The sequence below is a fragment of the Enterobacter sp. GD03975 genome (assembly GCF_029838645.1).
Classification (GTDB): Bacteria; Pseudomonadota; Gammaproteobacteria; order Enterobacterales; family Enterobacteriaceae; genus Enterobacter; species Enterobacter quasihormaechei.
Window position 1 is genome coordinate 24,243 of the sequence record NZ_JAOBZC010000019.1, and the last position, 23,034, is coordinate 47,276.

The 23,034-nt window shown below is 56.4% G+C and carries 28 protein-coding genes; 10 read left to right on the forward strand and 18 right to left on the reverse strand.

Annotated features, from left to right (window positions below; all coding sequences use genetic code 11):
- Positions 1–121: 121 nt before the first annotated feature.
- The 3 genes from mltC to mutY all read right to left on the reverse strand — a co-directional run bounded on the left by mltC (position 122) and on the right by mutY (position 2,674).
- Positions 122–1,198, reverse strand: coding sequence for a membrane-bound lytic murein transglycosylase MltC (gene mltC, locus N5C09_RS20505; protein ID WP_112791628.1), 1,077 nt, complete (start codon positions 1,196–1,198; stop codon positions 122–124).
- Between the two features lie 124 nt (positions 1,199–1,322).
- On the reverse strand, positions 1,323–1,595 hold the full coding sequence (locus N5C09_RS20510) for an oxidative damage protection protein (protein WP_003862425.1): 273 nt from the start codon (positions 1,593–1,595) through the stop codon (positions 1,323–1,325).
- Between the two features lie 26 nt (positions 1,596–1,621).
- Entirely contained in the window at positions 1,622–2,674 is a 1,053-nt protein-coding gene (gene mutY / locus N5C09_RS20515; protein ID WP_279749781.1) for an A/G-specific adenine glycosylase, read from the reverse strand.
- Positions 2,675–2,818: 144 nt separating this feature from the next.
- On the opposite strand from mutY, the gene trmB reads away from it, so the two are divergent.
- The 3 genes from trmB to N5C09_RS20530 are packed head-to-tail and all read left to right on the forward strand — an operon-like array spanning position 2,819 to position 4,638.
- Entirely contained in the window at positions 2,819–3,538 is a 720-nt protein-coding gene (trmB, locus tag N5C09_RS20520) for a tRNA (guanosine(46)-N7)-methyltransferase TrmB (protein ID WP_022649361.1), read from the forward strand.
- Positions 3,538–3,864 (forward strand): YggL family protein, encoded by a 327-nt coding sequence (locus N5C09_RS20525; RefSeq protein WP_006178455.1) that lies wholly within the window; start codon positions 3,538–3,540, stop codon positions 3,862–3,864. The genes trmB and N5C09_RS20525 overlap by 1 nt, the downstream gene beginning before the upstream one ends.
- A 57-nt stretch (positions 3,865–3,921) precedes the next feature.
- Positions 3,922–4,638 carry a DUF2884 domain-containing protein gene (locus tag N5C09_RS20530; protein WP_107533729.1) on the forward strand — a complete coding sequence of 239 codons (717 nt, stop codon included), beginning with the start codon at positions 3,922–3,924 and terminating at the stop codon, positions 4,636–4,638.
- A 281-nt stretch (positions 4,639–4,919) separates the two neighbouring features.
- Here the strand turns inward: N5C09_RS20530 and N5C09_RS20535 are convergent, their stop codons facing one another.
- The 6 genes from N5C09_RS20535 to N5C09_RS20560 form a co-directional block, all read right to left on the reverse strand.
- Positions 4,920–5,282 (reverse strand): endonuclease domain-containing protein, encoded by a 363-nt coding sequence (locus N5C09_RS20535; RefSeq protein ID WP_279749782.1) that lies wholly within the window; start codon positions 5,280–5,282, stop codon positions 4,920–4,922.
- A gap of 63 nt (positions 5,283–5,345) precedes the next feature.
- Positions 5,346–6,488, reverse strand: coding sequence for a radical SAM family heme chaperone HemW (gene hemW / locus N5C09_RS20540; protein ID WP_279749783.1), 1,143 nt, complete (start codon positions 6,486–6,488; stop codon positions 5,346–5,348).
- Positions 6,481–7,074: an XTP/dITP diphosphatase gene (locus tag N5C09_RS20545; protein ID WP_015571839.1), complete on the reverse strand. Its 594-nt coding sequence runs from the start codon at positions 7,072–7,074 to the stop codon at positions 6,481–6,483. The genes hemW and N5C09_RS20545 overlap by 8 nt, the downstream gene beginning before the upstream one ends.
- 3 nt (positions 7,075–7,077) lie before the next feature.
- Positions 7,078–7,374 (reverse strand): DUF167 family protein YggU, encoded by a 297-nt coding sequence (gene yggU, locus N5C09_RS20550; RefSeq protein ID WP_003860023.1) that lies wholly within the window; start codon positions 7,372–7,374, stop codon positions 7,078–7,080.
- Positions 7,371–7,937: a YggT family protein gene (locus N5C09_RS20555; protein ID WP_063451231.1), complete on the reverse strand. Its 567-nt coding sequence runs from the start codon at positions 7,935–7,937 to the stop codon at positions 7,371–7,373. The genes yggU and N5C09_RS20555 overlap by 4 nt, the downstream gene beginning before the upstream one ends.
- Before the next feature lie 21 nt (positions 7,938–7,958).
- Entirely contained in the window at positions 7,959–8,660 is a 702-nt protein-coding gene (locus N5C09_RS20560; RefSeq protein ID WP_063451232.1) for a YggS family pyridoxal phosphate-dependent enzyme, read from the reverse strand.
- 17 nt (positions 8,661–8,677) lie between these two features.
- Between N5C09_RS20560 and N5C09_RS20565 the strand changes: the two genes are divergently transcribed.
- On the forward strand, positions 8,678–9,658 hold the full coding sequence (locus N5C09_RS20565) for a type IV pilus twitching motility protein PilT (protein WP_279749784.1): 981 nt from the start codon (positions 8,678–8,680) through the stop codon (positions 9,656–9,658).
- Positions 9,659–9,668: 10 nt separating this feature from the next.
- On the opposite strand, the gene ruvX is transcribed toward N5C09_RS20565, so the two are convergent.
- From ruvX to metK, 8 genes are all read right to left on the reverse strand, one after another.
- A complete protein-coding gene (gene ruvX / locus N5C09_RS20570) occupies positions 9,669–10,085 on the reverse strand; it encodes a Holliday junction resolvase RuvX (protein WP_006811925.1) in 417 nt (138 codons plus the stop codon).
- Entirely contained in the window at positions 10,085–10,645 is a 561-nt protein-coding gene (locus N5C09_RS20575) for a YqgE/AlgH family protein (protein ID WP_022649353.1), read from the reverse strand. Before N5C09_RS20575 ends, ruvX begins: the two co-directional genes overlap by 1 nt.
- 74 nt (positions 10,646–10,719) lie before the next feature.
- A complete protein-coding gene (gshB, locus tag N5C09_RS20580) occupies positions 10,720–11,667 on the reverse strand; it encodes a glutathione synthase (protein WP_279749786.1) in 948 nt (315 codons plus the stop codon).
- Between the two features lie 19 nt (positions 11,668–11,686).
- Positions 11,687–12,418, reverse strand: coding sequence for a 16S rRNA (uracil(1498)-N(3))-methyltransferase (gene rsmE, locus N5C09_RS20585; protein ID WP_279749787.1), 732 nt, complete (start codon positions 12,416–12,418; stop codon positions 11,687–11,689).
- A 51-nt stretch (positions 12,419–12,469) separates the two neighbouring features.
- Entirely contained in the window at positions 12,470–13,177 is a 708-nt protein-coding gene (gene endA / locus N5C09_RS20590) for a deoxyribonuclease I (RefSeq protein ID WP_063867834.1), read from the reverse strand.
- Positions 13,178–13,271: 94 nt separating this feature from the next.
- Positions 13,272–13,769 carry a SprT family zinc-dependent metalloprotease gene (locus N5C09_RS20595; protein WP_193526987.1) on the reverse strand — a complete coding sequence of 166 codons (498 nt, stop codon included), beginning with the start codon at positions 13,767–13,769 and terminating at the stop codon, positions 13,272–13,274.
- 58 nt (positions 13,770–13,827) lie between these two features.
- Entirely contained in the window at positions 13,828–15,225 is a 1,398-nt protein-coding gene (galP, locus tag N5C09_RS20600) for a galactose/proton symporter (RefSeq protein ID WP_063867839.1), read from the reverse strand.
- Positions 15,226–15,632: 407 nt separating this feature from the next.
- Positions 15,633–16,787, reverse strand: a complete 1,155-nt coding sequence (metK, locus tag N5C09_RS20605; protein ID WP_003860037.1) for a methionine adenosyltransferase — start codon at positions 16,785–16,787, stop codon at positions 15,633–15,635.
- Between the two features lie 138 nt (positions 16,788–16,925).
- Here metK and N5C09_RS20610 point away from each other — a divergent pair, with 138 nt between their 5' ends.
- The 4 genes from N5C09_RS20610 to speB all read left to right on the forward strand — a co-directional run bounded on the left by N5C09_RS20610 (position 16,926) and on the right by speB (position 20,771).
- A complete protein-coding gene (locus N5C09_RS20610) occupies positions 16,926–17,096 on the forward strand; it encodes a hypothetical protein (RefSeq protein ID WP_279749788.1) in 171 nt (56 codons plus the stop codon).
- A gap of 351 nt (positions 17,097–17,447) precedes the next feature.
- The gene (yqgB, locus tag N5C09_RS20615; RefSeq protein ID WP_129741668.1) at positions 17,448–17,579 is read left to right on the forward strand and encodes an acid stress response protein YqgB; all 132 of its coding nucleotides are present in this window, start codon (positions 17,448–17,450) and stop codon (positions 17,577–17,579) included.
- Positions 17,580–17,587: 8 nt separating this feature from the next.
- Entirely contained in the window at positions 17,588–19,564 is a 1,977-nt protein-coding gene (speA, locus tag N5C09_RS20620) for a biosynthetic arginine decarboxylase (protein WP_022649348.1), read from the forward strand.
- Between the two features lie 286 nt (positions 19,565–19,850).
- Positions 19,851–20,771 carry an agmatinase gene (speB, locus tag N5C09_RS20625; RefSeq protein WP_017382921.1) on the forward strand — a complete coding sequence of 307 codons (921 nt, stop codon included), beginning with the start codon at positions 19,851–19,853 and terminating at the stop codon, positions 20,769–20,771.
- Positions 20,772–20,774: 3 nt separating this feature from the next.
- Here the strand turns inward: speB and N5C09_RS20630 are convergent, their stop codons facing one another.
- Positions 20,775–21,986 carry an MFS transporter gene (locus N5C09_RS20630; RefSeq protein ID WP_279749789.1) on the reverse strand — a complete coding sequence of 404 codons (1,212 nt, stop codon included), beginning with the start codon at positions 21,984–21,986 and terminating at the stop codon, positions 20,775–20,777.
- A gap of 414 nt (positions 21,987–22,400) precedes the next feature.
- Between N5C09_RS20630 and N5C09_RS20635 the strand changes: the two genes are divergently transcribed.
- Entirely contained in the window at positions 22,401–22,724 is a 324-nt protein-coding gene (locus tag N5C09_RS20635; protein ID WP_003860044.1) for a non-heme iron oxygenase ferredoxin subunit, read from the forward strand.
- Positions 22,721–23,029: a recombinase-like helix-turn-helix domain-containing protein gene (locus N5C09_RS20640; protein WP_028014353.1), complete on the forward strand. Its 309-nt coding sequence runs from the start codon at positions 22,721–22,723 to the stop codon at positions 23,027–23,029. The genes N5C09_RS20635 and N5C09_RS20640 overlap by 4 nt, the downstream gene beginning before the upstream one ends.
- The last annotated feature ends 5 nt before the right edge of the window (positions 23,030–23,034 follow it).

Here is a 23,034-nt window from a genome sequence, read left to right on the forward strand (position 1 = left end):
TTACCTCCCGCAAAAAAATGCAATCCACATTAATTTGCAGTCTGGATTGTGATGCAAATAGCATTTTCGTATGGATGGAGAGAAGCAGAACACCTTCTCCTTACAGGAGAAGGTGTGTTGATTATCGACGACGATAGTTTTTCTGCGCCGTATTCACCTTATACAGGTACCGGCGGGATTCCGCAGACGGGTGGCGGGTGGTGAGAGTAGCGTACACGTCCCCCGGCGCCATGCTGTTGATGATATTCGCAGCCTGCACCTTGTCGTTCGAGAAGACGCGCAGCACGCTGCCCGCCCCGCCGTTGTAGGCGGTGATCACCGCATAGCGGCGTGACGTTGGGTTATCAATTCCGCCGAGATAGACATTGTTCAGCATCGCCAGATAGGCCGTGCCGGTATCAATGTTGCTTTGCGGATCGAACAGGTAGCTGCGGCTCGGCGTGCCGGATTTCCCCTGCGAGCGGAACACGTCTTTACCGGCGCTGTGCTGCACAACCTGCATCAGCCCCAGCGCGTCGGAACGGCTCACCGCGTACGGGTTGAACGAGGATTCGGTCTGCATAATCGCCAGGATCAGCGACTCGTCCACGCCATACTTACGCGACGCCTGACGCACCATGCCCAGATACTTATGCGCACGCTTGTCGAGGTGGTTAGGCACCAGGTTAATGGTCACGCTGTAAATCACCTTCAGGCCGTTGGTGCGACTTTTCAGGCGGTTTTGCAGCAGGTAGTCAGCGAATTTGGTGGCGCGGCCTTCCCAGCGGATCGGCTGACCGGTCTGGTCTACGACCTGGCCATACAGGAACGGCTCTTTGGAGATAGTAATGTCATCGGCATCAGAGTAGAGATCGATAGATCCCGGATCGTCGCCCATCAGCAGGGTCTTGATGATGGCCTGACGTAAATGCGCCGCAGGTTCAGTCCCCGCGATGGTTTCAACCGTAATCGTACCGTCATCGAAGTTGATGTGGCTACGGGTCTGATAGGCGTCGGTGTACTTAACGTAGTCCTTCGGTCCGGCAATCAGGACTTCGTTAAATCCCCATATATTTTCGATGTTGTGGGCAAACTGCCCCATCAAAATGTCAAAACCGTTGGTGTCCTTAACCCAGGCTTCGTTATAGCTATCGCCCTTTTTGGAAGAACAAGACACAAGCAACGGCGCAACAAGTGCTAGCGCTAAAAGTTTTTTCATCATTCCGGGAGTGCGTGTTGTGTTTGCTTAGTCGTTGCTTTCGCCGGGTGGCGCTGCGCTTACCCGGCCTACAAAACTGTAGGCCCGTGCAAGCAAAGCGCCGCCGGGCAACAGCCGCAGAGTATTATTTTTCCGGTGGCGTATAGCCTTCGATGTGGACGTCTTTGCCCTCGAACAGGAAGTTCACCATCTCCTGCTCCAGCAGCTTGCGGTGCTCCGGGTTCATCATGCTGAGCTTTTTCTCGTTGATCAGCATGGTCTGTTTTTTCTGCCACTGTCCCCAGGCTTCTTTGGAGATCTCGTTATAGATGCGCTTACCCAGGTCGCCCGGGTAGAGCTGGAAATCCTGGCCTTCAGCGTCGCGCTGTAGGAAAGTACAAAAAATGGTTCTGGCCATACTCATTCCTCTTTGTGTTGCCGATGCTAAACCATTGCACCGACACGTAATTGCTGTAACAGGCGCTCCACGGGAGCCGCCAGCCCGACTGATGGCGGTTGCGCTAAGTTATACCAGAGAGCGGTGCCTTCATCCATGCAGGAGGTGAACGAGGACACGGGAAGCCACATAGGCACAATATCCAGATGGAAATGGCTAAAGGTATGGCGGAACGCGTTCAGCTGCGTCAGGGTATCTGCCGCAATGCCGCGCTGTTCAAGCCATTCCCGAAGCGAGGCTTCATCTTCAAACTGTGGGAAGCAGTATAGACCACCCCACAGGCCGCTCGGCGGGCGCTGGGTGAGGAAGACGTCGTCGCCGTGCTGCATCAGCAGCATATAGCCGGTGCGCTCCGGCAGCGTCTGTTTGGGTTTCTTACCCGGATACTGCGCCCATGACTGGTTGGCATACGCCACGCAGAGGTTGTTCACCGGGCAGAGTTCGCACTTCGGTTTTGAGCGCGTGCAGACCATCGCGCCGAGATCCATCATCGCCTGGTTAAAACGCTCTACGCCCTTCGCCGGGGTGACCGCTTCAGCGATTTCCCACAGGCGTTTTTCAACGTCTTTCTTACCCGGCCAGCCGTCAACGGCGTAGCAGCGTGCGAGCACGCGCTTCACGTTGCCGTCGAGGATCGGGAAATGCTTGCCTAATGAAAGGGAGAGGATCGCGCCTGCGGTTGAACGCCCGACGCCGGGTAAGTCCGCCACCTCGTCGAAGGTTTCCGGGAATTTACCGTTGTGGCGCGTGGCGACCTGCTGCGCGGCCTTATGCAGGTTGCGCGCACGGGCGTAATAGCCCAGCCCGGTCCACAGGTGCAGCACTTCGTCCAGCGGCGCGTTTGCCAGGTCGGTGACCGTCGGGAAGCGCGCCATAAAACGCTCGAAGTAGGGAATAACCGTGGCGACCTGCGTTTGTTGCAACATCACCTCGGAGAGCCATACTTTGTAGGGCGTTTTTTCAATTTGCCAGGGCAGGGTTTTACGCCCGTATTTGTCGTACCAGTCCAGCACCTGGGCTGAAAATTGAGAGGCTTGCATGGTCATCGATTCGCATAATCAGGGACGCAGATTGCAGCACAGCGTCAATCTGCTGTAAACCGGATCTTTCCCATGCTTGCATAGAAGCCTTAACTTTGGATAATGCCCGTTTCCCGAACACTCTCACAAGCAGACAACTCTTTTATGAAAAACGACGTCATTTCACCGGAATTTGATGAAAACGGTCGCCCGCTGCGCCGTATTCGCAGCTTTGTCCGCCGTCAGGGCCGCCTGACAAAAGGGCAGCAACACGCGCTGGACAACTACTGGCCGGTGATGGGCGTTGAGTTCAGCGAGCAGCCGCTCGACTTTACCGAGCTGTTTGGCCGCGACGCGCCCGTCACGCTGGAGATCGGGTTTGGTATGGGCACCTCGCTGGTCACTATGGCGAAAGCGCGCCCGGAGCAGAACTTCCTCGGCATAGAAGTACACTCGCCGGGCGTCGGCGCGTGCCTGGCAACGGCCCACGAAGAGGGCGTTGAGAACCTGCGCGTGATGTGTCACGACGCGGTGGAAGTGCTGCACAAAATGATTCCTGACAATTCTTTGAACATGGTTCAGCTCTTTTTCCCTGACCCATGGCACAAAGCGCGTCATAATAAACGCCGTATCGTTCAGGCACCGTTTGCCGAGCTGGTGAAAAGTAAGCTCAAGCTGGGCGGCGTTTTCCACATGGCGACCGACTGGGAACCTTATGCGGAACACATGCTGGAAGTGATGTCGTCGCTGGACGGATATAAAAACCAGTCCGAGAGCAACGACTACGTACCGCGTCCGGATTCACGTCCGGTGACAAAATTTGAACAGCGTGGCCATCGTCTTGGTCACGGCGTATGGGACTTAATGTTCGAGAGGGTGAAATAATGGCAAAGAATCGTAGCCGTCGTCTGCGTAAAAAGATGCACATCGAAGAATTCCAGGAAGTGGGCTTCTCCGTTGCCTGGCGTTTCCCGGAAGGCACCAGCGTTGAGCAGATCGATCAGGACGTTGATGCGTTCATCAACGAGGTCATCGAACCAAACAAGCTGGCCTTCGACGGTAGCGGCTATCTGGCGTGGGAAGGTCTGATCTGCACCCAGGAAGTGGGTAAATGCACCGAAGAACATCAGGCGCTGGTACGTAAATGGCTTGAAGACCACAAGATGGAAGATGTCCGCGTGAGCGAACTTTTCGACGTTTGGTGGGACTAATAAAGCAGGTACGGGGCCAGCATTAGCTGGCCCATTTTGTCTGAGGGAGTGTTAAAGATGCGCAAAACGTTGCTGGCTGTTGCTTTACTGGCAATCGGATCCACCGCCCATGCGGAATATAAATGTAGCGTCACCCCGCGCGATGACGTGGTGTTGAGTCCGCAAACCGTGCAGGTTAAGGGCGAGAATGGCAATCTGGTGATTACGCCGGATGGCAACGTGACCTTTAACGGCAAACCGCAAAACCTGACGGCCGCCCAGCGCGAGCAGGCGATGGACTACCAGGCCGAGCTGCGCACCGCGCTGCCGTGGATCAACAACGGCGCGCTGACCCGCGTTGAAAAGAGCCGCGTGGCGCTGGATAAAATCATCACTAAAGAGGTGGGGGAGAGCAGCAATATGCGTACCCGCCTGACCAAGCTGGATAAACAGCTGAAAGAGCAGATGAACCGTATTATCGAGACGCGCTCTGATGGCCTGACGTTCCACTATAAGGCGATCGATCAGGTGCGTGCCGACGGTCAGCAGCTGGTGAACCAGGCGATGGGCGGCATTCTCCAGGACAGCATTAACGAGATGGGCGCCCAGGCGGTGCTGAAGGGCGGCGGTAATCCGTTGCAGGGCGTACTGGGTAGCCTGGGTGGACTGCAAACCTCAATTCAGAACGAGTGGAAGAATCAGGAAGCTGATTTCCAGCAGTTCGGCAAAGACGTGTGTAAGCGCGTGGTGTCGCTGGAAGATAGCCGGAAAGCGCTGGTGGGGACGTTGAAGTAACGCCTCTGCGCGCAGGGCCCCTCACCCTAACCCTCTCCCCAAAGGGGCGAGGGAATGATTTGCACCCTCTCCCTTTCAGGGTGAGGGCAGGGGTGAGGGTTGCAGCATTTGCAGTGTTTCATGGATCTTTTTTTACCCCCGTTTGCTAAAAAGTGAGATGGTTTGCTCCCTCTCCCTTTCAGGGAGAGGGCAGGGGTGAGGGTTGCAGCATTTGCGGTGTTTCATGGATCTTTTTTTACACCCGTTTGCTAAAAAGTGAGATGGTTTGCTCCCTCTCCCTTTCAGGGAGAGGGCTGGGGTGAGGGTTGCAGCGCTTGCAGCGTTTCAAGGATCTTATCTAACACGCCCTCTTCGTTATTCCAGAGTTCATTGTTCCAGAACCGAATGACGTGCCAGCCCTTTTGCTTCAACCACAACGTCCGTTGGCGATCGTATTCCTGATTTTCATCATGCTGTCCGCCGTCCAGCTCAACTGCCAGCCGCACCTCGCAGCAGGCGAAATCCAGAATGTAGTTGCCTGCCGGATGCTGTCGACGAAATTTATAATTTTCGAAACGGCGGCTGCGCAGCAAATGCCAAAGCCGTCTTTCTTCAGGTGTCAGCTCGCGTCTGAGCCGCTTTGCGTATGAACGAATAATTTCCATCCCCACACTCTGCCAGCCTTTCCCTCAGCCGGCAGAACGGGATGCAAAATCCTGAATCAGCCTTCAGGATCCTTCAGCGAGGAACAGCTCAAGAAGGGAGTTTAAGAACAGCTTACCGTGCTCGGTGATCTGCCAGTAATCATCACATTCCGTCAGATACCCCTGCGCCAGCGCCTCGTCAATCTGCGGGCGAATCGCTGATTCCGGTAACCCGGTATAACGCGAAAATTCGGCGCGCGGCGCGGCTTCCAGCAGACGGAAGCGGTTCATAAAGAACTCAAACGGCTTGTCCGCCGCCTCGACGTCGTGCTGACGCTCCAGGTAGCGGCCTTCCATAAATCCGCGCGGATGACGCGTTTTGGCGGTACGCAGAATGCGACCGTCCGGGAAGGTCACTTTGCCGTGAGCGCCGCAGCCAATCCCCAGATAATCACCAAAACGCCAGTAGTTCAGGTTGTGCTGACACTGATAGCCCGGCTTCGCATACGCCGAGGTTTCATATTGCTGATACCCTGCCGCGGTTAACAGCCTGTGACCCTGCTCGAAGATATCCCACAGCGCTTCGTCGTCCGGCAGCACCGGAGGGCGGGAGCCAAACAGCGTGTTCGGCTCAATGGTGAGCTGATACCACGACAGATGCGGCGGGTTCAGTTCAATCGCCTGACGCAAATCGTCCAGCGCCTCTTCCAGCGACTGGTCCGGCAGGCCGTGCATCAAGTCGAGATTAAAACTGCGCAGCCCAAGCCCCGTTGCCAGGTTTGCCGCCCGCTTTGCCTCTTCCGGGCCGTGAATGCGCCCCAGACGCTTCAGCTTCGGCTCGCTAAAGCTCTGCACGCCGATGGAGATACGGTTCACGCCTGCGCGCTGATACTCGACAAAACGGTCGGCCTCAACGGTGCCGGGGTTGGCTTCCATCGTAATTTCAGCATCCGCTGCCAGCTTCAGGCGCGCACGCACGCCGTCCAGCAGCGTCTGCATCGCCGGGCCTGAGAGCAGGCTCGGCGTACCGCCACCAATGAAAATGGTCTTTACCTCACGTCCCTGCGCGTACGGTACATCGGCATCCAGGTCGGCCAGCAGATGCGCGACGTAATCATCGTGCGGCACTTCGCCCTTCAGCGCGTGCGAGTTGAAATCACAGTACGGGCATTTCTGCACGCACCACGGGATATGAATATAAAGACTCAGAGGCGGCAAATTAGCCATTACGTAACGCTTCCAGTAACAGTTTCAGCGCGCGACCACGGTGGGAGATCGCGCTTTTTTCTTCGCGGGTCAGTTCCGCAGCGGTTTTGCCCTCGGTCGGGACAAAGAAAATCGGGTCATAGCCAAAGCCGCCGTTGCCCGCCGCTTCACGGGTAATCACGCCCGGCCAGCTGCCGTGACAGACGATCGGCGTTGGGTCTTCCGCATGACGCATGTAGACCAGCACGCAGTGGAACTGCGCGGTACGCTGTTCGTCGGGAACGTCCTTCAGGGCCACGAGCAGCTTTTCCAGATTCTGCTGGTCGGTGGCGTCCACCCCGGAATAGCGGGCGGAGTAAATCCCCGGCGCACCGCCGAGAAAATCCACGGCCAGACCGGAGTCATCGGCAATCGCGGGCAGCCCCGTGATCTGCGCGGCGTGGCGCGCTTTCAGAATGGCGTTTTCGATAAACGTCAGGCCCGTCTCTTCGGCGGAATCCACGCCCAGCTCGGTCTGAGCCACCACGTCCAGCCCAAAATCATTTAATAGCGAGGCCAGCTCGCGCACTTTACCGGCGTTACCGGTGGCGAGAACAACTTTCTGCATGGTTTAGTCCTGTTCTGTCAGAGCCGCGACTTCCGTCGGGATAGATTGCGGATTAAGGATTTTTACCTGTTTATGGCGGCCAAGTTCACCTTTCTCAATGATGACCTGGCTTTTAGCGACGCGAAACTGTTTAGCCAGGTATTTGGTCAGATGCGCATTCGCCTGGCCGTCAACCGGCGGGGCGGTGATGGCGACTTTTAACTCGTCGCCATGCAGCCCAACAATGCTGTCGCGGCTGGCTTTCGGCTGAATGTACAGCCGTAAAACCAGCCCGTCGGCGCAGGGGCTTACTGCACTCATAACGCCATCCACAGCCCCGGCAGCAGCATATTGCCCGTCGCCTGCAACAGTTCCGCGATACCCATATTCAGCACGTACAGCAGCAGAACGAGGAGCATCGGGGAGAAGTCGATCCCGCCCATGGCAGGCAGCAGGCTACGAATCGGACGCAGCAGCGGTTCCGTCAGCTGAATCAACGCGTATTCCACCGGGCTACGGCCCCGGCTTACCCAGCTCATGATCGCCATCACCAGCAGGACCCAGAAGATCAGCAGGCCGACGGTTTTCACGAGAATCAGAACGGCTGAAATCCAGATAATCGGCTGGAAAGTAATGACCATAAACAGCACGATCGCTTTGATAACGCTCAGAATAAACGCCATCAGCAGGGATGAACTGTCAATCGGCCCCATTGCCGGAATGATGCGGCGAAGCGGCCCCACAACGGGCTGCGTGATTTTCACGATAAATTGTGAGAATGGATTGTAAAAATCACAACGGGCCCACTGCATCCAGACGCGCAGCAGCAGCGCCATCGTATACAGTTCAATGACCGTTGAGAGCAGGAAAGTCAACGTCTTCATGGCGTTCCTCAGTTTTCCTTATTATTGGGTGTAATCGCGCGCACCGAAAATAGCCGTGCCGATGCGCACCATGGTGCTGCCTGCCGCAATGGCGGCTTCCATATCGTCCGACATGCCCAGAGAAAGCGTGTCTACCGTGTCATAGCGCGCTTTAAGCGCCTCAAATGCTACAGCCATTTGCTGTGCCACGGCAAACTGCCTTTCATAACTTGACTCAGGCGCCGGAATTGCCATCAGCCCGCGCAGGGTTAAGCGCGGCAGCGCCGCCACCTCAGCCGCCAGCGCATCCAGCTCGCCCAGCGTAATGCCGGACTTGCTGTTTTCATCACTGATGTTGATTTGAATCAGCACGTTAAGCGCTGGCATCTCTGCCGGGCGCTGGTCGCTCAGACGGGTGGCGATGCGCAGACGATCGATGGTGTGGCACCAGTCGAAGTGCTCTGCTACCAGTCGGCTTTTGTTCGACTGTAGCGGGCCGATAAAGTGCCATTGCAGGTCCGTATTGCCCTGTTCCCGGAAAGCGCGAATCTTATCCACCCCTTCCTGCACATAGTTTTCGCCGAAAGCGCGATGGCCGGCGGCAATCGCTTCTGCGATGGCGCTCGCAGGCTTGGTTTTGCTGACTGCAAGCAACGTAATTTCTTCTGAAGCACGGCCGCAACGCGTTGCAGCGGCTGAGATTTTGTCCCGGACCTGTGCCAGGTTATGCGCAATGTCGTTCATTTTCCGAGGAGTAGTCTATGGATGTGGAAGAAATTGTGGCCCTTAGTGTAAAGCATAACGTCTCCGATCTACACCTGTGCAGTGATTCGCCACCGCGCTGGCGCAGGTTAGGCCGGCTTGAACCGGCGCCGTTTCCGCCCCCGGATGTGGACGGATTAATAAAAGCGTGGCTCAACGACGAACAGCAGGGCACATGGTGGGCAAACGGGCAGGTGGATTTTGCCGTTACCCTCGCAGGCGGTCAGCGGCTGCGCGGCAGTGCGTTTAAGCATATGCACGGCGCTTCGATCGCGCTGCGGCTGTTGCCGCTGACGTGCCCGCAGCTCTCTGCATTGGGCGTGCCGCGAGCGATCCCGGCGCTGTTGACCCATGACAATGGCCTGATTCTGGTCACCGGCGCCACCGGCAGCGGAAAATCGACCACCCTGGCCGCGATGGTCGATTTCCTCAATCACCATACGGACGGGCATATTCTGACCCTGGAAGATCCGGTGGAGTTTATGTACCAGAGCGAACGTTGTCTGATCCAGCAGCGCGAGATAGGCCAGCACAGCCCGTCCTTTGCCGAGGCCCTGCGCAGCGCCCTGCGTGAAGATCCGGATGTGATTCTGCTTGGCGAGCTGCGCGACAGCGAGACGATACGCCTGGCGCTGACGGCGGCTGAGACCGGCCATCTGGTTTTAGCCACGCTGCACACGCGTGGGGCGGCGCAGGCCATTGAGCGCCTGGTCGATACCTTCCCGGCGCAGGAAAAAGATCCGGTGCGCAATCAGCTGGCGGGAAGCCTGCGCGCGGTGCTGGCGCAGAAGCTGCGTCAGGATCTCCAGGGCGGGCGCGTGGCGCTGTACGAATTACTGGTGAACACCTCTGCGGCGGCGAACCTGATCCGCGAAGGCAAAACCTGGCAACTTCCGGGCATTATCCAAACGGGGCAGCAGGCGGGGATGCAGAACTTTGAGCAGAGTCTGGCAGAGCGGCGGGCGCAGGGGCGGTTGTAAGCCCCGGCGCTCAGTAACCTTGTTCGAAATAGCTTTCGAGGATAATGACGGCGGAAGCAGAATCCACGCTGCCTTTGTTCAGCGCCCGGAAGCCGCCGTGCTCGAACAGGCCAGCGCGCGCTTCAACGGTGCTCAGACGTTCATCGTGCAGCTTAACGGAGACGCCAAAGCGGCCATGGATTTTGTTCGCGAACTTGCGCGCGCGGGCGGTAAGCGGTTGCTCGGTGCCGTCCATGTTCAGCGGCAGGCCGACAATCACGTCGTCCGGCTGCCACTCCTTGAGCAGGCGCTCGATAAGGTTCCAGTCCGGCGTGCCGTCGTTAGCTTTCAGCGCCGTGAGGGGGCGGGCGGTGCCGGTGATCCGTTGACCCACGGCGACGCCGATGCTTTTGGTGCCGAAGTCGAAGGCGAGAAGGGTGCCGCTCATTACGCGTGCCCCGCAACGCCAGGCATGGTCAGAATATCAATGCCAATCAGCTTCGCCGCGTCGCGCCAGCGATCGGCAATAGGGGTTTTGAACAGGATATTCATATCCGCAGGGGCTGTGAGCCAGGCGTTGTCCAGAATTTCTTGTTCCAGCTGCCCTTTTTCCCAGGAGGCGTAGCCGAGCGCAACCAGCACTTCAGAAGGCTGATTTGCCGTGCCCAGCGTTTCGAGCACGTCGCGAGACGTCGTGACGACGGTGTTATCGGAGATACGAATACTGGACGAGAAAACCGGCGGGGTATGCAGGATAAAGCCACGATCTTCTGCAAGCGGGCCGCCCAGCATCACCGGTTTATCGAGACGGATCTCCGGCAGTCGCGCTTCAGCGGGGATTTTCAGCTTGTCCAGAATCCCTTCAACCTGGAGGTTTTCCAGCGGCTTGTTGATGATAATCCCCATCGCGCCGTCTTCGTTGTATTCACAAATGTACACCACGGCGCGGCGGAAAATCGGATCCTGGAGAGCAGGCATGGCAATAAGAAAGTGATGCTGTAAATTCATTGTCAGAGGTACTGTTTCCTGGTTTAAAAAGCGACAGCGCCCAGTATGGGGATAAACACAGGCGCTGTCACAGGTTATTTCTGTAAACGTTTTTCGATAGCATCCATCAGCATTCCGGTGATCGAGATCGGGAATTCCGCTTCAATTTCACGAATGCAGGTCGGGCTGGTGACGTTCACTTCGGTCAGGCGATCGCCGATGATATCGAGGCCGACGAAGATCAGACCTTTAGCTTTCAGCGTAGGACCGACGCGGCGGGCAATTTCCCAGTCGCTTTCGCTTAACGGACGCGGTTCGCCACGGCCGCCGGCCGCCAGGTTGCCACGGGTTTCGCCGCCCTGCGGGATGCGCGCCAGGCAGTAAGGCACCGGCTCGCCGTCTACGACCAGCACGCGCTTGTCGCCGTCTTTGATGGCAGGCAGATAGTTCTGCGCCATGCAGTAGCGGGTTTCCAGCTCGGTCAGCGTTTCGGCAATCACGCCAATGTTCGGATCGCCGTCCTTCACGCGGAAGATCGACGCGCCGCCCATGCCGTCCAGCGGCTTCATGATGATGTCGCCGTGCTTCTGCCAGAATGCTTTCAGCTGCGTTTTGCTGCGGGTGACCAGCGTTTCCGGCGTCAGGTCAGAGAACCAGGCGGTGTAAAGCTTCTCGTTGCAGTCGCGCAGGCTCTGCGGCTTGTTGACGATCAGCGTTCCTTTCTCTTCGGCACGCTCAAGGATATAGGTGGAGTAAATGTATTCGGTGTCGAACGGCGGATCTTTACGCATCAGGATGACGTTGAGGTCGGCCAGGGCAATATCCTGCTCGGTGCCAAATTCGTACCATTTGTCGTAGTTCTGCTCGACGTTAACGATGCGGGTGCGTGCGCGGGCTTCACCGTTGATCAGGTAAAGATCGTTCATCTCCATGTAGTGGAGTTCATAGCCGCGACGCTGCGCTTCCAGCAGCATAGCGAAGCTGGAATCTTTCTTGATGTTAATGTTTGCGATGGGGTCCATCACGATGCCGAGCTTAATCATCTTCTTCTCCGTTAATGGGTCAACCCAGATCGCCAAACCGTACCTGTAGCGCGGTAATGGCTGTGAGTGCCGTTGTCTCAGTGCGCAGAACGCGAGGTCCCAACAGAATATCAGTAAACTGGTAACGCGCCGTCATGGCGATTTCGTCAGCCGACAGGCCGCCTTCCGGGCCAATCAGCAGGCGTACGCGCTCAACGGGCAGCGGCAGCGTATTGATGCTGGCGCTGGCGCGCGGATGAAGATTAAGCTTAAGCCCACTTTCCTCTTCTGCACACCAGTCCTCCAGATCCATCGCCGGGCGGATCTCCGGAATACGGTTCCGGCCACTCTGTTCGCAGGCCGCAATGGCAATTTTCTGCCACTGCTGGAGCTTTTTGTTCAGACGTTCCGCATCCAGTTTAACGCCGCAGCGCTCAGAAAAAAGTGGCGTAATGAGGCTTACACCCAGTTCAATGGATTTCTGAATGGTGAACTCCATCTTTTCCCCGCGCGACATCACCTGGCCGAGGTGAATGTGCAGCGGGGATTCCCGGTCGTCCACTTCGCCACGCAGCACCTTTACGTGCACGCTTTTTTTGTCGGCGCGCGTAATTTCAGCGTCGAAAACATGATTAGAACCGTCGAAGAGCTGAATGGCCTGGCCTGCACCCATGCGCAGCACGCGGCCTACGTGGTTTGCAGCATCATCAGACAGGGCGATTTCGCCGCCAGCGGTAATCAGTTCAGGGTGATAGATGCGAGGGATGCGCATAGTCAGAAATTCCATATGTCATGCGATATAAGCGAATGGGCGTAGTGTAGGTTAGCTCTTTTGCGCCTGGCAAGCCCGCTGGACGTAAGGGTTGTGATTCCCCTGGACGTTGGCAATACGTTCGTCGCGCTGGCATTCCCAGTCCGTTACCGGATAGAGTTTGTCCCAGGCATTGAACAGCTGCGTCTGCTGGCGGGAAAGGTTGAGATGGTAGCGGTCGCGCATATAGAAGTACGTACGGGCGATGCTGCCGCGCGCGCGCGCAGGCGGTTCGGCTACTTTATCTTTGAAATCGACCTTCATCGCGCACTGACCGTACTGGCCTTCGCCACCGTTCCACTGGCTGTACATGAAGTTACCGCGATCGCCATTGACTTCACCCACGGCGGGTTGCAGGTTGTGCATATCGCTTTCCATCTGGCGATAGACCGGATCTTTTGCGCAATTCTTACGTCCGCCATCCTGCCAGCACTGGCGCTGGTGGCCAAACTGCCAGGCCGGAACAACGTGTTCCCATTCGATTCGGCTGGCGCGGTTCTCGTTCTTGCGCACCTTATAGCCGCAGGACTCCAGGTCCACGATCCCTTTTTTACCCTGCCAGTGGATTTTACAGCCGCAGTAGAAATCACCCGGCACGTCAGCGTTAATCTTTACGCCTGCCGTTTTAGCCTGAGAAAAACTGTGAATACCGTCGGCCAGAGCATGGCCGGAAAGCGCCGTCGCCAGAAAAGCGACCGCGAGAGAAACATTACGGGACATCTTACACTCCGTGTCAAAACGAGCCCGCAACGTAACGAATGTTGTTCCTGTATGCAATCAGTCAGATCAGGAAAGTTCCTGATAGTTCAGTTGATTATTCCGCGACCAGCGGTTCGCCACACTTCACGCAGCGGTAGGTCGCCTCGCCCCGCACCACGCGGTTGTGGCGGCGGACGGTAAGCTGGTGCTGCTGGCACTGGCAGCGGTAGGGAAAGGTATTGCGGCGCACCGATTCCAGCTCGAACTGATGGGTTCGGCGTGCCGGAACGCCGAGCACCGCCTCCATCATCCACTTCCACTCTTTGCCGTGCGGCGCGACGCGGCCAAAGTGTTTCCACACCAGAAGATGGGCCAGCTCGTGCGGCACCACTTCTTCGATAAACGCCTGCTGATTTTCCATCATCAACACCGGGTTCAGGCGGATCTCGTAGGCTTCCAGCCAGGCGGTGCCTGCCGCGGTGCCGCGCTGCTGATAGACCAGCTTCGGTTCAGGATAACTGCGGCCGAGCTTCAGGTTGGCCAGGGCGAGTTTTTCCCGCAGGCTGCGCATAACGGCTTGCTGAATGGCGATGGGGAGACGGGGAGCTTTCATAGGGGCAGAGCATAAAGCGGGAAGCGGGGAGGCGCAAGAGGCGCCTCCCGCAAGAGGATCAGTCGTGTGCGCCGATTTCGCGCAGAGGACGACCTTTCATCAGGTTACGTTCAATGTGTTCCAGTGAAACGTGTTTGGTTTCAGGAACCAGCCAGATTGTGAGAACAATAAAGAACAGGTTCAGACCCGCGTAGACCCAGAAGGTATTGGCGTTACCCAGGGTATTGAGCATGGTCAGGAACGTTGCGCCGACGATCATGTTGGCAATCCAGTTGGTTGCGGTAGAGCAGGTGATACCAAAATCACGCCCTTTCAGCGGCTGGATCTCAGAGCACAGTACCCAAATCAGCGGACCGGCACTCATCGCAAACCCAATGATAAACATCAGCAGCATCGCCACGGCGAAGTACTGTGCCGTTGGAGAGTGAATGCCCAGGTGCATCATGGTACCCAGCACGCCCATACCGACAGCCATCACCAGGAAGCCCAGCGTCAGGGTTGGCTTACGTCCCCAGCGGTCCACCAGACCGATGGCGATAAAGGTCGCCAGCACGTTGGTCAGGCCGACGATCACGGTGCCCCACATCTGCTCGGTGGTGTTGGTGTAACCCGCCAGTTCGAAGATTTTTGGCGCGTAATACATGATGACGTTCATCCCGGTGAACTGTTGCATGACCTGTAACAGCACGCCGAGGAACACCGCGCGGCGGAAGTTGCTGTTCTCTTTGAACAGCGCCCAGCCGGACTGTTTCACCTTCAGGCTTTCGCGGATCTCTTCCAGCTCGTTTTTAGCTTCGGCGCTGGTATCACGCAGGCGTAAGAGCACGCGTTCGGCATCGTGGAAGCGTCGTTTGGCGGCAAACCAGCGCGGGCTGTCCGGCAGGAAGAAGACGCCGATCAGCAGCAGGACGGCAGGGATGATGATCACACCCAGCATCCAGCGCCATGCGCCGCTGTAGCTGAACGCGGTATCGGAGAGATAAGCCCCGAGAATACCGATGGTGATCATCAGCTGATACATGGAAATCATGCTGCCGCGAATTTTTTCCGGCGCGATTTCAGACAAGTACAGCGGGGCAGTGTAAGACGCCACGCCCACTGCCAGACCCAGCAGCACGCGGGAGAGGATCAGCACTTCAACGTTAGGCGCAGCGGCAGAGAACAATGAGCCGGCAACGAACAGGATCGCGCCGATCATCAGGCTCTTTTTACGCCCGAGCTTAAAGGAGAGCCAGCCGCTGCCGACCGCGCCGACGGCGGCGCCGAACATCATGGAGCTAACCACCCATTCCTGAGTGTGTGCGCTAATCTGGAACTCATCGGCGATGAAAGGTAATGCACCGGCGATGACGCCAATATCCAGGCCAAAGAGTAATCCTGCCAGAGCGGCAAGGAAGCAGACGAAGAACGTCATTGCCTTATTGGACGTACGCCCCTGTTTATTATTGTCAGGCATTATGCCCTCCAGTTGGGTTATCAGTTTTATCGATATTAAGGGTAGGTGAGCGGCTCATAAAAATATGTGAGACAAATCACAATGGTGTAATCGGTTACACTAACCCGTAACCGTAAAAATAATTAAAGCTTTGAAAATATAGAGGTAAATTAATTGATATGCATCGCGTTTGCATGAATTTCAGACTTAACTGAAAGGAAATGTAACAGCAGAAGAATTACGATCATGCAAAGAGAATATTCTGAAAGCGGGGTATATCCGGCATAGTGTAAGCGGTTTCAAAGATTGCCGGGTGGCGGCTGCGCCTTACCCGGCCTACATAATCGTAGGTCGGGTAAGGCGCAGCCGCCACCCGGCATAAAAAAAGCCAGCACAAAGGCTGGCCTGTTTTAGCAGCTGTCAGTCGATTACTTCAGACCGGCAGCGTCACGCAGCAGAGCGGCTTTGTCGGTTTTTTCCCATGGGAAATGTTCGCGACCAAAGTGACCGTACGCGGCAGTTTCCTGGTAGATTGGGTGCAGCAGATCCAGCATCTGAATCAGGCCGTATGGGCGCAGGTCGAAGAACTCGCGCACCAGCAGGGTCAGCTGTTCTGAAGGCACTTTTTCAGTACCGAAGGTTTCCACCATGATGGAGGTTGGCTCAGCCACGCCGATAGCGTAGGAAACCTGAATCTCACAGCGGTCAGCCAGGCCGGCAGCAACGATGTTTTTCGCCACATAACGCGCAGCATACGCGGCAGAACGGTCAACTTTAGACGGATCTTTACCGGAGAATGCACCGCCACCGTGACGCGCCATGCCGCCGTAGGTATCAACGATGATTTTACGACCGGTCAGACCGCAGTCACCCATAGGCCCGCCGATAACAAAGCGTCCGGTTGGGTTGATGAAGAATTTGGTCGCAGAGCTCAGCCACTCAGTCGGCAGAACCGGCTTGATGATCTCTTCCATCACCGCTTCTTGCAGCGATTTCTGATCAATCTCTTCAGCATGCTGCGTGGAGAGAACCACGGCATCGATACCGACGATTTTCCCGTCGTCGTACTGGAAGGTCACCTGGCTTTTCGCATCCGGACGCAGCCACGGCAGAGTGCCGTTTTTACGGACTTCAGCCTGACGCTGCACCAGACGGTGTGCGTAAGTCACAGGGGCCGGCATCAGCACGTCGGTTTCGTTGGTCGCATAGCCGAACATCAGGCCCTGGTCGCCCGCGCCCTGTTCCAGCGGATCGGCACGGTCAACGCCCTGGTTGATGTCCGGAGACTGTTTGCCAATCGCGCTCAGTACGGCGCAGGAGTTGGCATCAAAGCCCATATCAGAATGCACATAGCCGATCTCACGTACCGTGTTACGGGTGATCTCTTCGATATCAACCCATGCGCTGGTGGTGATCTCACCGCCAACCAGAACCATGCCGGTTTTGACATAGGTTTCACACGCTACGCGCGCCTTTGGATCCTGCGCGAGGATCGCATCCAGCACCGCATCGGAGATTTGGTCAGCAATTTTATCAGGATGTCCTTCTGATACGGACTCGGACGTAAACAGGTGTTTTGCCATGTTTTATTTCACCTAAGAGGAATTTGGTTAGCTCAAGCTGCTGTGTGGAATAGCCAAAGGAGATAATTCTACCAAGGCCTACAGGATTTTGACACTGGCAGTCTGAGTGTTAATCGGTATGGATGGATTAACATCTGGATGGCTATTTTAGGTCACTTCTTCGCCCGATTTCCAGTTTTTTTTGACTCACCTCTCACTGCGTTGAAAACATTGCTGGAAATTTTTCCTGACGGCGCTGGCAACCTGCACATTTTTATTTTGCTTTTTAGCGACCTTCTCGGTATAAAACGCGGCGCGCGGCTCATATAAAATCAGCGCTCGATGAACACATCGTGTCGCCACTTCCAGCCGGGTTAAGCAGTGAACTTTTAGCTTTGGCTTGTGGTCCGTTTCAGCAGAGGCGGCCGTGGAGGTGATACGAGATAATGAACCATCGTTTTCCGCTCATTCAGCGCAGCCGTTCTGGCGCGCATGTGATTCCCACCCGCACTTCTGGTTTAAACACCTGCCGATGTTATACCCATCTCGGTGCTTCTCAGGATTCCAGAGCCGGTCACGCTTTGTGAAAACTGAACAAGGGCGCTCTTGTTAATACAGGAGTTTTCTCGTGGTTTCGCCGAACCTTGTCATACAGAGTTCGGATACGTGTTTTACAATGATATGAATAAGAAACCGGTCGCACGGTCTGGATTTCAGCATACTCTGCTGGGAAATGGAGCCGTTAATGGGTTGTTATCGCCGTATAACGCTGCGATAGTAGTCAACTGTTTTACACTTACTACAAAGAGTTGAGGTTCGCTATGTCTGACGACATGTCTTCGCTTTCGCCTTCGTCAGCAGGCGAACAGGGTGTACTACGTTCTATGCAGGAGGTTGCGATGAGCTCCCAGGAAGCCAGCAAGATGCTGCGCACTTACAATATTGCCTGGTGGGGCAATAACTACTACGACGTTAACGAACTGGGCCATATCAGCGTCTGCCCGGATCCGGACGTCCCGGAAGCGCGCGTGGATCTCGCTAAGCTGGTGAAAGCCCGTGAAGCGCAGGGCCAGCGCTTGCCTGCACTGTTCTGCTTCCCGCAGATCCTGCAACATCGCCTGCGTTCTATTAACGCCGCCTTCAAACGCGCGCGCGAATCGTATGGTTATAACGGCGACTATTTCCTCGTTTACCCGATCAAGGTAAACCAGCACCGCCGCGTGATTGAGTCCCTGATCCACTCCGGCGAGCCGCTGGGCCTGGAAGCCGGTTCCAAAGCGGAGCTGATGGCCGTTCTGGCGCACGCGGGCATGACCCGGTCGGTGATCGTCTGTAACGGCTATAAAGACCGCGAATACATCCGTCTGGCGCTGATTGGCGAGAAGATGGGCCACAAGGTCTATCTGGTGATCGAGAAGATGACCGAAATCGCGATCGTGCTGGAAGAGGCCGAGCGTCTGAACGTGATCCCGCGCCTTGGCGTGCGTGCGCGACTGGCGTCGCAGGGTTCCGGTAAATGGCAGTCTTCCGGCGGTGAAAAATCCAAGTTTGGCCTCGCGGCGAACCAGGTGCTTCAGCTGGTGGAGATTCTGCGCGAGCGCGGACGTCTGGACAGCATTCAGCTGCTGCACTTCCACCTCGGCTCGCAGATGGCCAATATCCGCGACATCGCCACCGGCGTGCGTGAATCCGCGCGTTTTTACGTTGAGCTGCATAAGCTTGGCGTGAACATCCAGTGCTTTGATGTGGGCGGCGGCCTGGGCGTGGACTACGAAGGGACCCGCTCCCAGTCTGACTGCTCGGTCAACTACGGCCTGAACGAATACGCCAACAACATCATCTGGGCGATTGGCGATGCCTGCGAAGAGCACGGCCTGCCGCACCCGACGGTGATCACCGAATCTGGCCGCGCGGTTACCGCGCACCATACGGTGCTGGTGTCTAACATCATCGGCGTCGAGCGTAGCGAAATCACCGAAGCCACGCCTCCGGCAGACGATGCCCCACGTTCCCTGCAAAGCATGTGGGAAACCTGGCAGGAGATGCACGAGCCGGGCACGCGTCGCTCCCTGCGCGAATGGCTGCACGACAGCCAGATGGACCTGCACGATATTCACGTCGGCTACTCGTCAGGCACTTTTAGCCTGCAAGAGCGTGCCTGGGCCGAGCAGCTCTATCTGAACATGTGCCATGAAGTGCAGAAACAGCTCGACCCGAGTAACCGCGCGCATCGTCCAATTATCGACGAGTTGCAGGAGCGTATGGCGGACAAAATGTACGTCAACTTCTCCCTGTTCCAGTCGATGCCGGATGCCTGGGGTATCGACCAGCTGTTCCCGGTTCTGCCGCTGGAAGGCCTGAACCACGCCCCGGAACGTCGCGCGGTGCTGCTGGACATCACCTGTGACTCTGACGGCGCGATTGACCACTACGTTGACGGTGATGGTATCGCAACGACGATGCCAATGCCGGAGTACGATCCTGAGAACCCGCCCATGCTGGGCTTCTTTATGGTGGGTGCGTATCAGGAGATCCTCGGCAACATGCACAACCTGTTCGGCGATACCGAAGCGGTTGACGTGTTTGTCTTCCCTGACGGCAGCGTCGAGGTTGAGCTGTCCGACGAAGGGGACACCGTGGCGGACATGCTCGAATACGTGCAGCTGGATCCGAAAAAACTGCTCACCCAGTTCCGCGATCAGGTGAAAAACACCGGTCTGGACGATGCCTTGCAGCAGCAGTTCCTGGAAGAGTTTGAAGCGGGTCTGTACGGGTACACCTACCTGGAAGACGAGTAGGTAAAACGCCCTCTCCGTGTGGGAGAGGGGTGGGGTGAGGGCATCAGGCTGCTGTGCCGCCAATGCCCGGTGGCGCTGCGCTTACCGGGCCTACGAATGTAGGCCGGATAAGGAGCAGCCGCCATCCGACAGAATGCTATACTCACTTGAACCCGTATGAATTAACGGCGATAATTCGCCCTAATATGCGATTTACGAATCAATCCCTTCCTCGTCGGGTTTAACGACGCGGAGGGGATTTTTTTTCATCTGTTTTTAATGTATCGACGTTAAAAGAGGTCTGGACATGAGCACTTTAGGTCATCAGTACGATAACTCTTTGGTATCTAACGCGTTTGGTTTTTTACGCCTTCCAATGAACTTCCAGCCGTACGACAGCGACGCTGACTGGGTGATCACCGGCGTACCGTTCGACATGGCAACCTCCGGTCGTGCGGGTGGTCGTCACGGCCCGGCGGCAATCCGTCAGGTTTCCACCAACCTGGCCTGGGAGCACAACCGCTTCCCGTGGAACTTCGACATGCGCGAGCGCCTGAACGTGGTGGACTGCGGTGACCTGGTGTACGCCTTCGGCGACGCGCGCGAAATGAGCGAAAAATTGCAGGCGCACGCAGAGAAACTGCTGGCGGCCGGCAAGCGCATGCTCTCCTTCGGCGGTGACCACTTCGTCACTCTGCCGCTGCTGCGCGCCCACGCGAAGCACTTCGGTAAAATGGCGCTGGTGCACTTCGATGCGCATACCGACACCTACGCGAACGGCTGCGAGTTCGATCACGGCACCATGTTCTACACCGCGCCGAAAGAAGGCCTGATCGATCCGAACCACTCCGTGCAGATCGGCATCCGTACCGAGTTCGACAAAGATAACGGCTTCACCGTGCTGGACGCCGGCCAGGTGAACGATCGCGGCGTGGACGATATTCTGGCTCAGGTTAAGCAGATCGTCGGTGATATGCCCGTGTATCTGACCTTTGACATCGACTGCCTGGATCCGGCGTTTGCACCGGGTACCGGCACGCCAGTGATTGGCGGCCTGACGTCAGACCGCGCCATCAAGCTGGTGCGTGGCCTGAAGGATCTGAACATCGTTGGGATGGACGTGGTGGAAGTGGCGCCAGCCTATGACCAGTCCGAGATCACCGCGCTTGCCGCGGCGACCCTGGCGCTGGAAATGCTCTACATCCAGGCGGCGAAAAAAGGCGAATAAGCCTTACGCGCTGATTGCTGCTGCGCGACGCATGCGCAGCAGCAACATTCCCCCGGCAAGCAGGGTAATTGCCTGCGAGACGACCAGCACCGAAAAGCCTGAGCTGACCGACCCCACCGACCTCATCACCATCCCCATCAGCAGCGGAATAAACGCCGCGCAGATATTGCCGATCCCATTGATAATGCCGTAAGCGCTGCCCACCGCTTCCCGCGCGGCGTGATGCTGGATCACCGCCGGAATAGCCGCCCCCTGTAGCCCCCAGAAGATATTCGCCGAGAGCATAAACAGCGCCAGCCAGGCAGGCTGATGGCTGAGCATCAGCGCGACCACGGACAGCGCCGTCAGCGCGCCGCCCACCACAAACAGCACCGGCGCCTGTTCCGGGCGCATTTTGTCGAGCAGTACCCCGCCGAGGAACTTCGAGCCCAGGCTCAGCAGGAAGGGAATGGCCGCAAGCATGCCCGTAGCGTGCAGCGAGAAATGATGCTCATCGCGCAGCCACGCGGGCAGCCAGGCGCTGCTCCCCCAGAGATAGCTCAGGGTGGCAATCTCCACCAGCAGGATCCACCCGAGCAGCGGCGTCTGCCAGGCAAGCGAAAACGTCTCTGCGAAGCCCGGTTTTTTGATCTGCTCCGCACCCCGCGGCGCGGGCAGGAAGCGCCAGACAAGGCCGCCACCCAGCACCAGGTTCAGTACCGCCAGGGCATAAAACGACCCGGCCCAGCCGAGATGCGCCATCAGCCATGTCACCAGCGGAAAGCCCACGGCCAGCCCGAGCGAGACGCCCAGCGCGGTCACGGCGTTGGGTTTGCCGATCTCCTGCGCGCTAAAGTGATCGCTGATGAAGCGCGTTTTCAGCGAAAAGAGCGGCCCCTCAGCGATCCCCAGGATCGTGCGTGCGATAAGCATGCCCATCAGCGATCCGAGCAGCGGGGAAATGGCGCATACCGCTGCCCAAATCGCTATGCTGCTCAATAATCCCTGTCGATAATGGAGTTTACTTTCAATAACCGGCGTTAATAATAAAGCCGAAAATCCATAACCCAGCAGAAAACAGGTCATCAGCATTCCTTGTAACATTCTGTTTTCATTTAGCTGAAAATGCTGGGCAAATTCCGGGTTTAAAATCATGACGGAAATATTTACCCGGTCGACGTAGGAAATAATAATGAGTAATAACAATGCCACTGTGCCTTGCCATCTTGCCGTCATAACGCCTGCCTTATTTTTCGCTTATTTCTATTTTTTATGCGCGTGATTGTCACAGGGGGAAAATGGTTCACCTATGAAACTCATTGTTTATTAAAGGAAAAATAAAATTAAGTTTCACAGGTGAAACGCCATAATTTTCCCTTCTTTTATTTTTAAGGAACAAAAAGAAAAGAAGTCAATCACTCTTTATTAAAATTTCAGGCCATCGATAAATCGTATTCTTTCACGCCGCAATAATGAAAATTTCATATCGCTGCATTTTTTCGTGATCCTTTGCACACTTAGTTAATTAATTACCGTTTGATTAACAAATTCGTCACATTGCGGCTTGACGAAACATTCATCGCTTTTATATTGACCGTATTAAATAAGAAACAGAGTTTCATATATGAAACAAAAGCCTGGAGGATCGTGATGAGCTGGATAGGCGTATGTGACGCAGAACAAGTACAGGAAGATTTCCCTTTTAGCGGCAACGTCGACGGTAAAGAGATCGGCGTGTATTTGATTGACGGTGAATATTACGCGCTGGAAGACGTATGCCCCCACGCCTATGCCCTGCTGAGCCAGGGCTTCGTGGAAGACGGCAAAGTGGAATGCCCGCTGCACGAGGCGGTCTTCGACGTTAAAACCGGCCAGTGCCTGCACGGCCCCGGCGGACGCAACCTTAACCGCTACCCGGTTCGGGTTTTTGAAAACCAGATTCAGATTACCTTCGTCGAGGAGACCGTGGCATGAGCGACACCCTGAATTACAACCCGGCGCTGCCGGAAAGCCGTCAGTTTGCCCCACCGGCTGAGGGCGGTAACGGTGCGATCCATAAGCCGGGTGATTACCAGAACCTGATCTGGCAGACCCGCAGCCGCGAGCCGGAAAGCTGGGAAGTGAACCTCATCGCCACGCTGGAAGATCTCTTCGAGCAGGGAGTTGAAACCTTACCGGAGCTGGTGAACGGGCTGAACGCGGTGCGCATGCACGATCAGCAGGGCGAGCCGTGGAGCGAGGCCAGCTTCCAGGCATTCTTACAGGTTAACGGCTACTGAGGGCA

Bases quoted from the DNA above. Each gene is read 5' to 3' on its own strand.
- mltC (WP_112791628.1), bottom strand. From the start codon at position 1,198: ATGAAAAAACTTTTAGCGCTAGCACTTGTTGCGCCGTTGCTTGTGTCT.
- rsmE (WP_279749787.1), bottom strand. From the start codon at position 12,418: ATGCGCATCCCTCGCATCTATCACCCTGAACTGATTACCGCTGGCGGC.
- N5C09_RS20535 (WP_279749782.1), bottom strand. From the start codon at position 5,282: ATGGAAATTATTCGTTCATACGCAAAGCGGCTCAGACGCGAGCTGACA.
- galP (WP_063867839.1), bottom strand. From the start codon at position 15,225: ATGCCTGACAATAATAAACAGGGGCGTACGTCCAATAAGGCAATGACG.
- N5C09_RS20510 (WP_003862425.1), bottom strand. From the start codon at position 1,595: ATGGCCAGAACCATTTTTTGTACTTTCCTACAGCGCGACGCTGAAGGC.
- N5C09_RS20525 (WP_006178455.1), top strand. From the start codon at position 3,538: ATGGCAAAGAATCGTAGCCGTCGTCTGCGTAAAAAGATGCACATCGAA.
- N5C09_RS20545 (WP_015571839.1), bottom strand. From the start codon at position 7,074: ATGCAGAAAGTTGTTCTCGCCACCGGTAACGCCGGTAAAGTGCGCGAG.
- metK (WP_003860037.1), bottom strand. From the start codon at position 16,787: ATGGCAAAACACCTGTTTACGTCCGAGTCCGTATCAGAAGGACATCCT.
- yqgB (WP_129741668.1), top strand. From the start codon at position 17,448: ATGAATAAGAAACCGGTCGCACGGTCTGGATTTCAGCATACTCTGCTG.
- trmB (WP_022649361.1), top strand. From the start codon at position 2,819: ATGAAAAACGACGTCATTTCACCGGAATTTGATGAAAACGGTCGCCCG.
- N5C09_RS20560 (WP_063451232.1), bottom strand. From the start codon at position 8,660: ATGAACGACATTGCGCATAACCTGGCACAGGTCCGGGACAAAATCTCA.
- N5C09_RS20575 (WP_022649353.1), bottom strand. From the start codon at position 10,645: ATGAATTTACAGCATCACTTTCTTATTGCCATGCCTGCTCTCCAGGAT.
- N5C09_RS20595 (WP_193526987.1), bottom strand. From the start codon at position 13,769: ATGAAAGCTCCCCGTCTCCCCATCGCCATTCAGCAAGCCGTTATGCGC.
- speB (WP_017382921.1), top strand. From the start codon at position 19,851: ATGAGCACTTTAGGTCATCAGTACGATAACTCTTTGGTATCTAACGCG.
- yggU (WP_003860023.1), bottom strand. From the start codon at position 7,374: ATGAGTGCAGTAAGCCCCTGCGCCGACGGGCTGGTTTTACGGCTGTAC.
- N5C09_RS20565 (WP_279749784.1), top strand. From the start codon at position 8,678: ATGGATGTGGAAGAAATTGTGGCCCTTAGTGTAAAGCATAACGTCTCC.
- N5C09_RS20610 (WP_279749788.1), top strand. From the start codon at position 16,926: ATGGCTATTTTAGGTCACTTCTTCGCCCGATTTCCAGTTTTTTTTGAC.
- endA (WP_063867834.1), bottom strand. From the start codon at position 13,177: ATGTCCCGTAATGTTTCTCTCGCGGTCGCTTTTCTGGCGACGGCGCTT.
- N5C09_RS20530 (WP_107533729.1), top strand. From the start codon at position 3,922: ATGCGCAAAACGTTGCTGGCTGTTGCTTTACTGGCAATCGGATCCACC.
- N5C09_RS20630 (WP_279749789.1), bottom strand. From the start codon at position 21,986: ATGACGGCAAGATGGCAAGGCACAGTGGCATTGTTATTACTCATTATT.
- ruvX (WP_006811925.1), bottom strand. From the start codon at position 10,085: ATGAGCGGCACCCTTCTCGCCTTCGACTTCGGCACCAAAAGCATCGGC.
- N5C09_RS20555 (WP_063451231.1), bottom strand. From the start codon at position 7,937: ATGAAGACGTTGACTTTCCTGCTCTCAACGGTCATTGAACTGTATACG.
- hemW (WP_279749783.1), bottom strand. From the start codon at position 6,488: ATGGCTAATTTGCCGCCTCTGAGTCTTTATATTCATATCCCGTGGTGC.
- speA (WP_022649348.1), top strand. From the start codon at position 17,588: ATGTCTGACGACATGTCTTCGCTTTCGCCTTCGTCAGCAGGCGAACAG.
- N5C09_RS20635 (WP_003860044.1), top strand. From the start codon at position 22,401: ATGAGCTGGATAGGCGTATGTGACGCAGAACAAGTACAGGAAGATTTC.
- N5C09_RS20640 (WP_028014353.1), top strand. From the start codon at position 22,721: ATGAGCGACACCCTGAATTACAACCCGGCGCTGCCGGAAAGCCGTCAG.
- mutY (WP_279749781.1), bottom strand. From the start codon at position 2,674: ATGCAAGCCTCTCAATTTTCAGCCCAGGTGCTGGACTGGTACGACAAA.
- gshB (WP_279749786.1), bottom strand. From the start codon at position 11,667: ATGATTAAGCTCGGCATCGTGATGGACCCCATCGCAAACATTAACATC.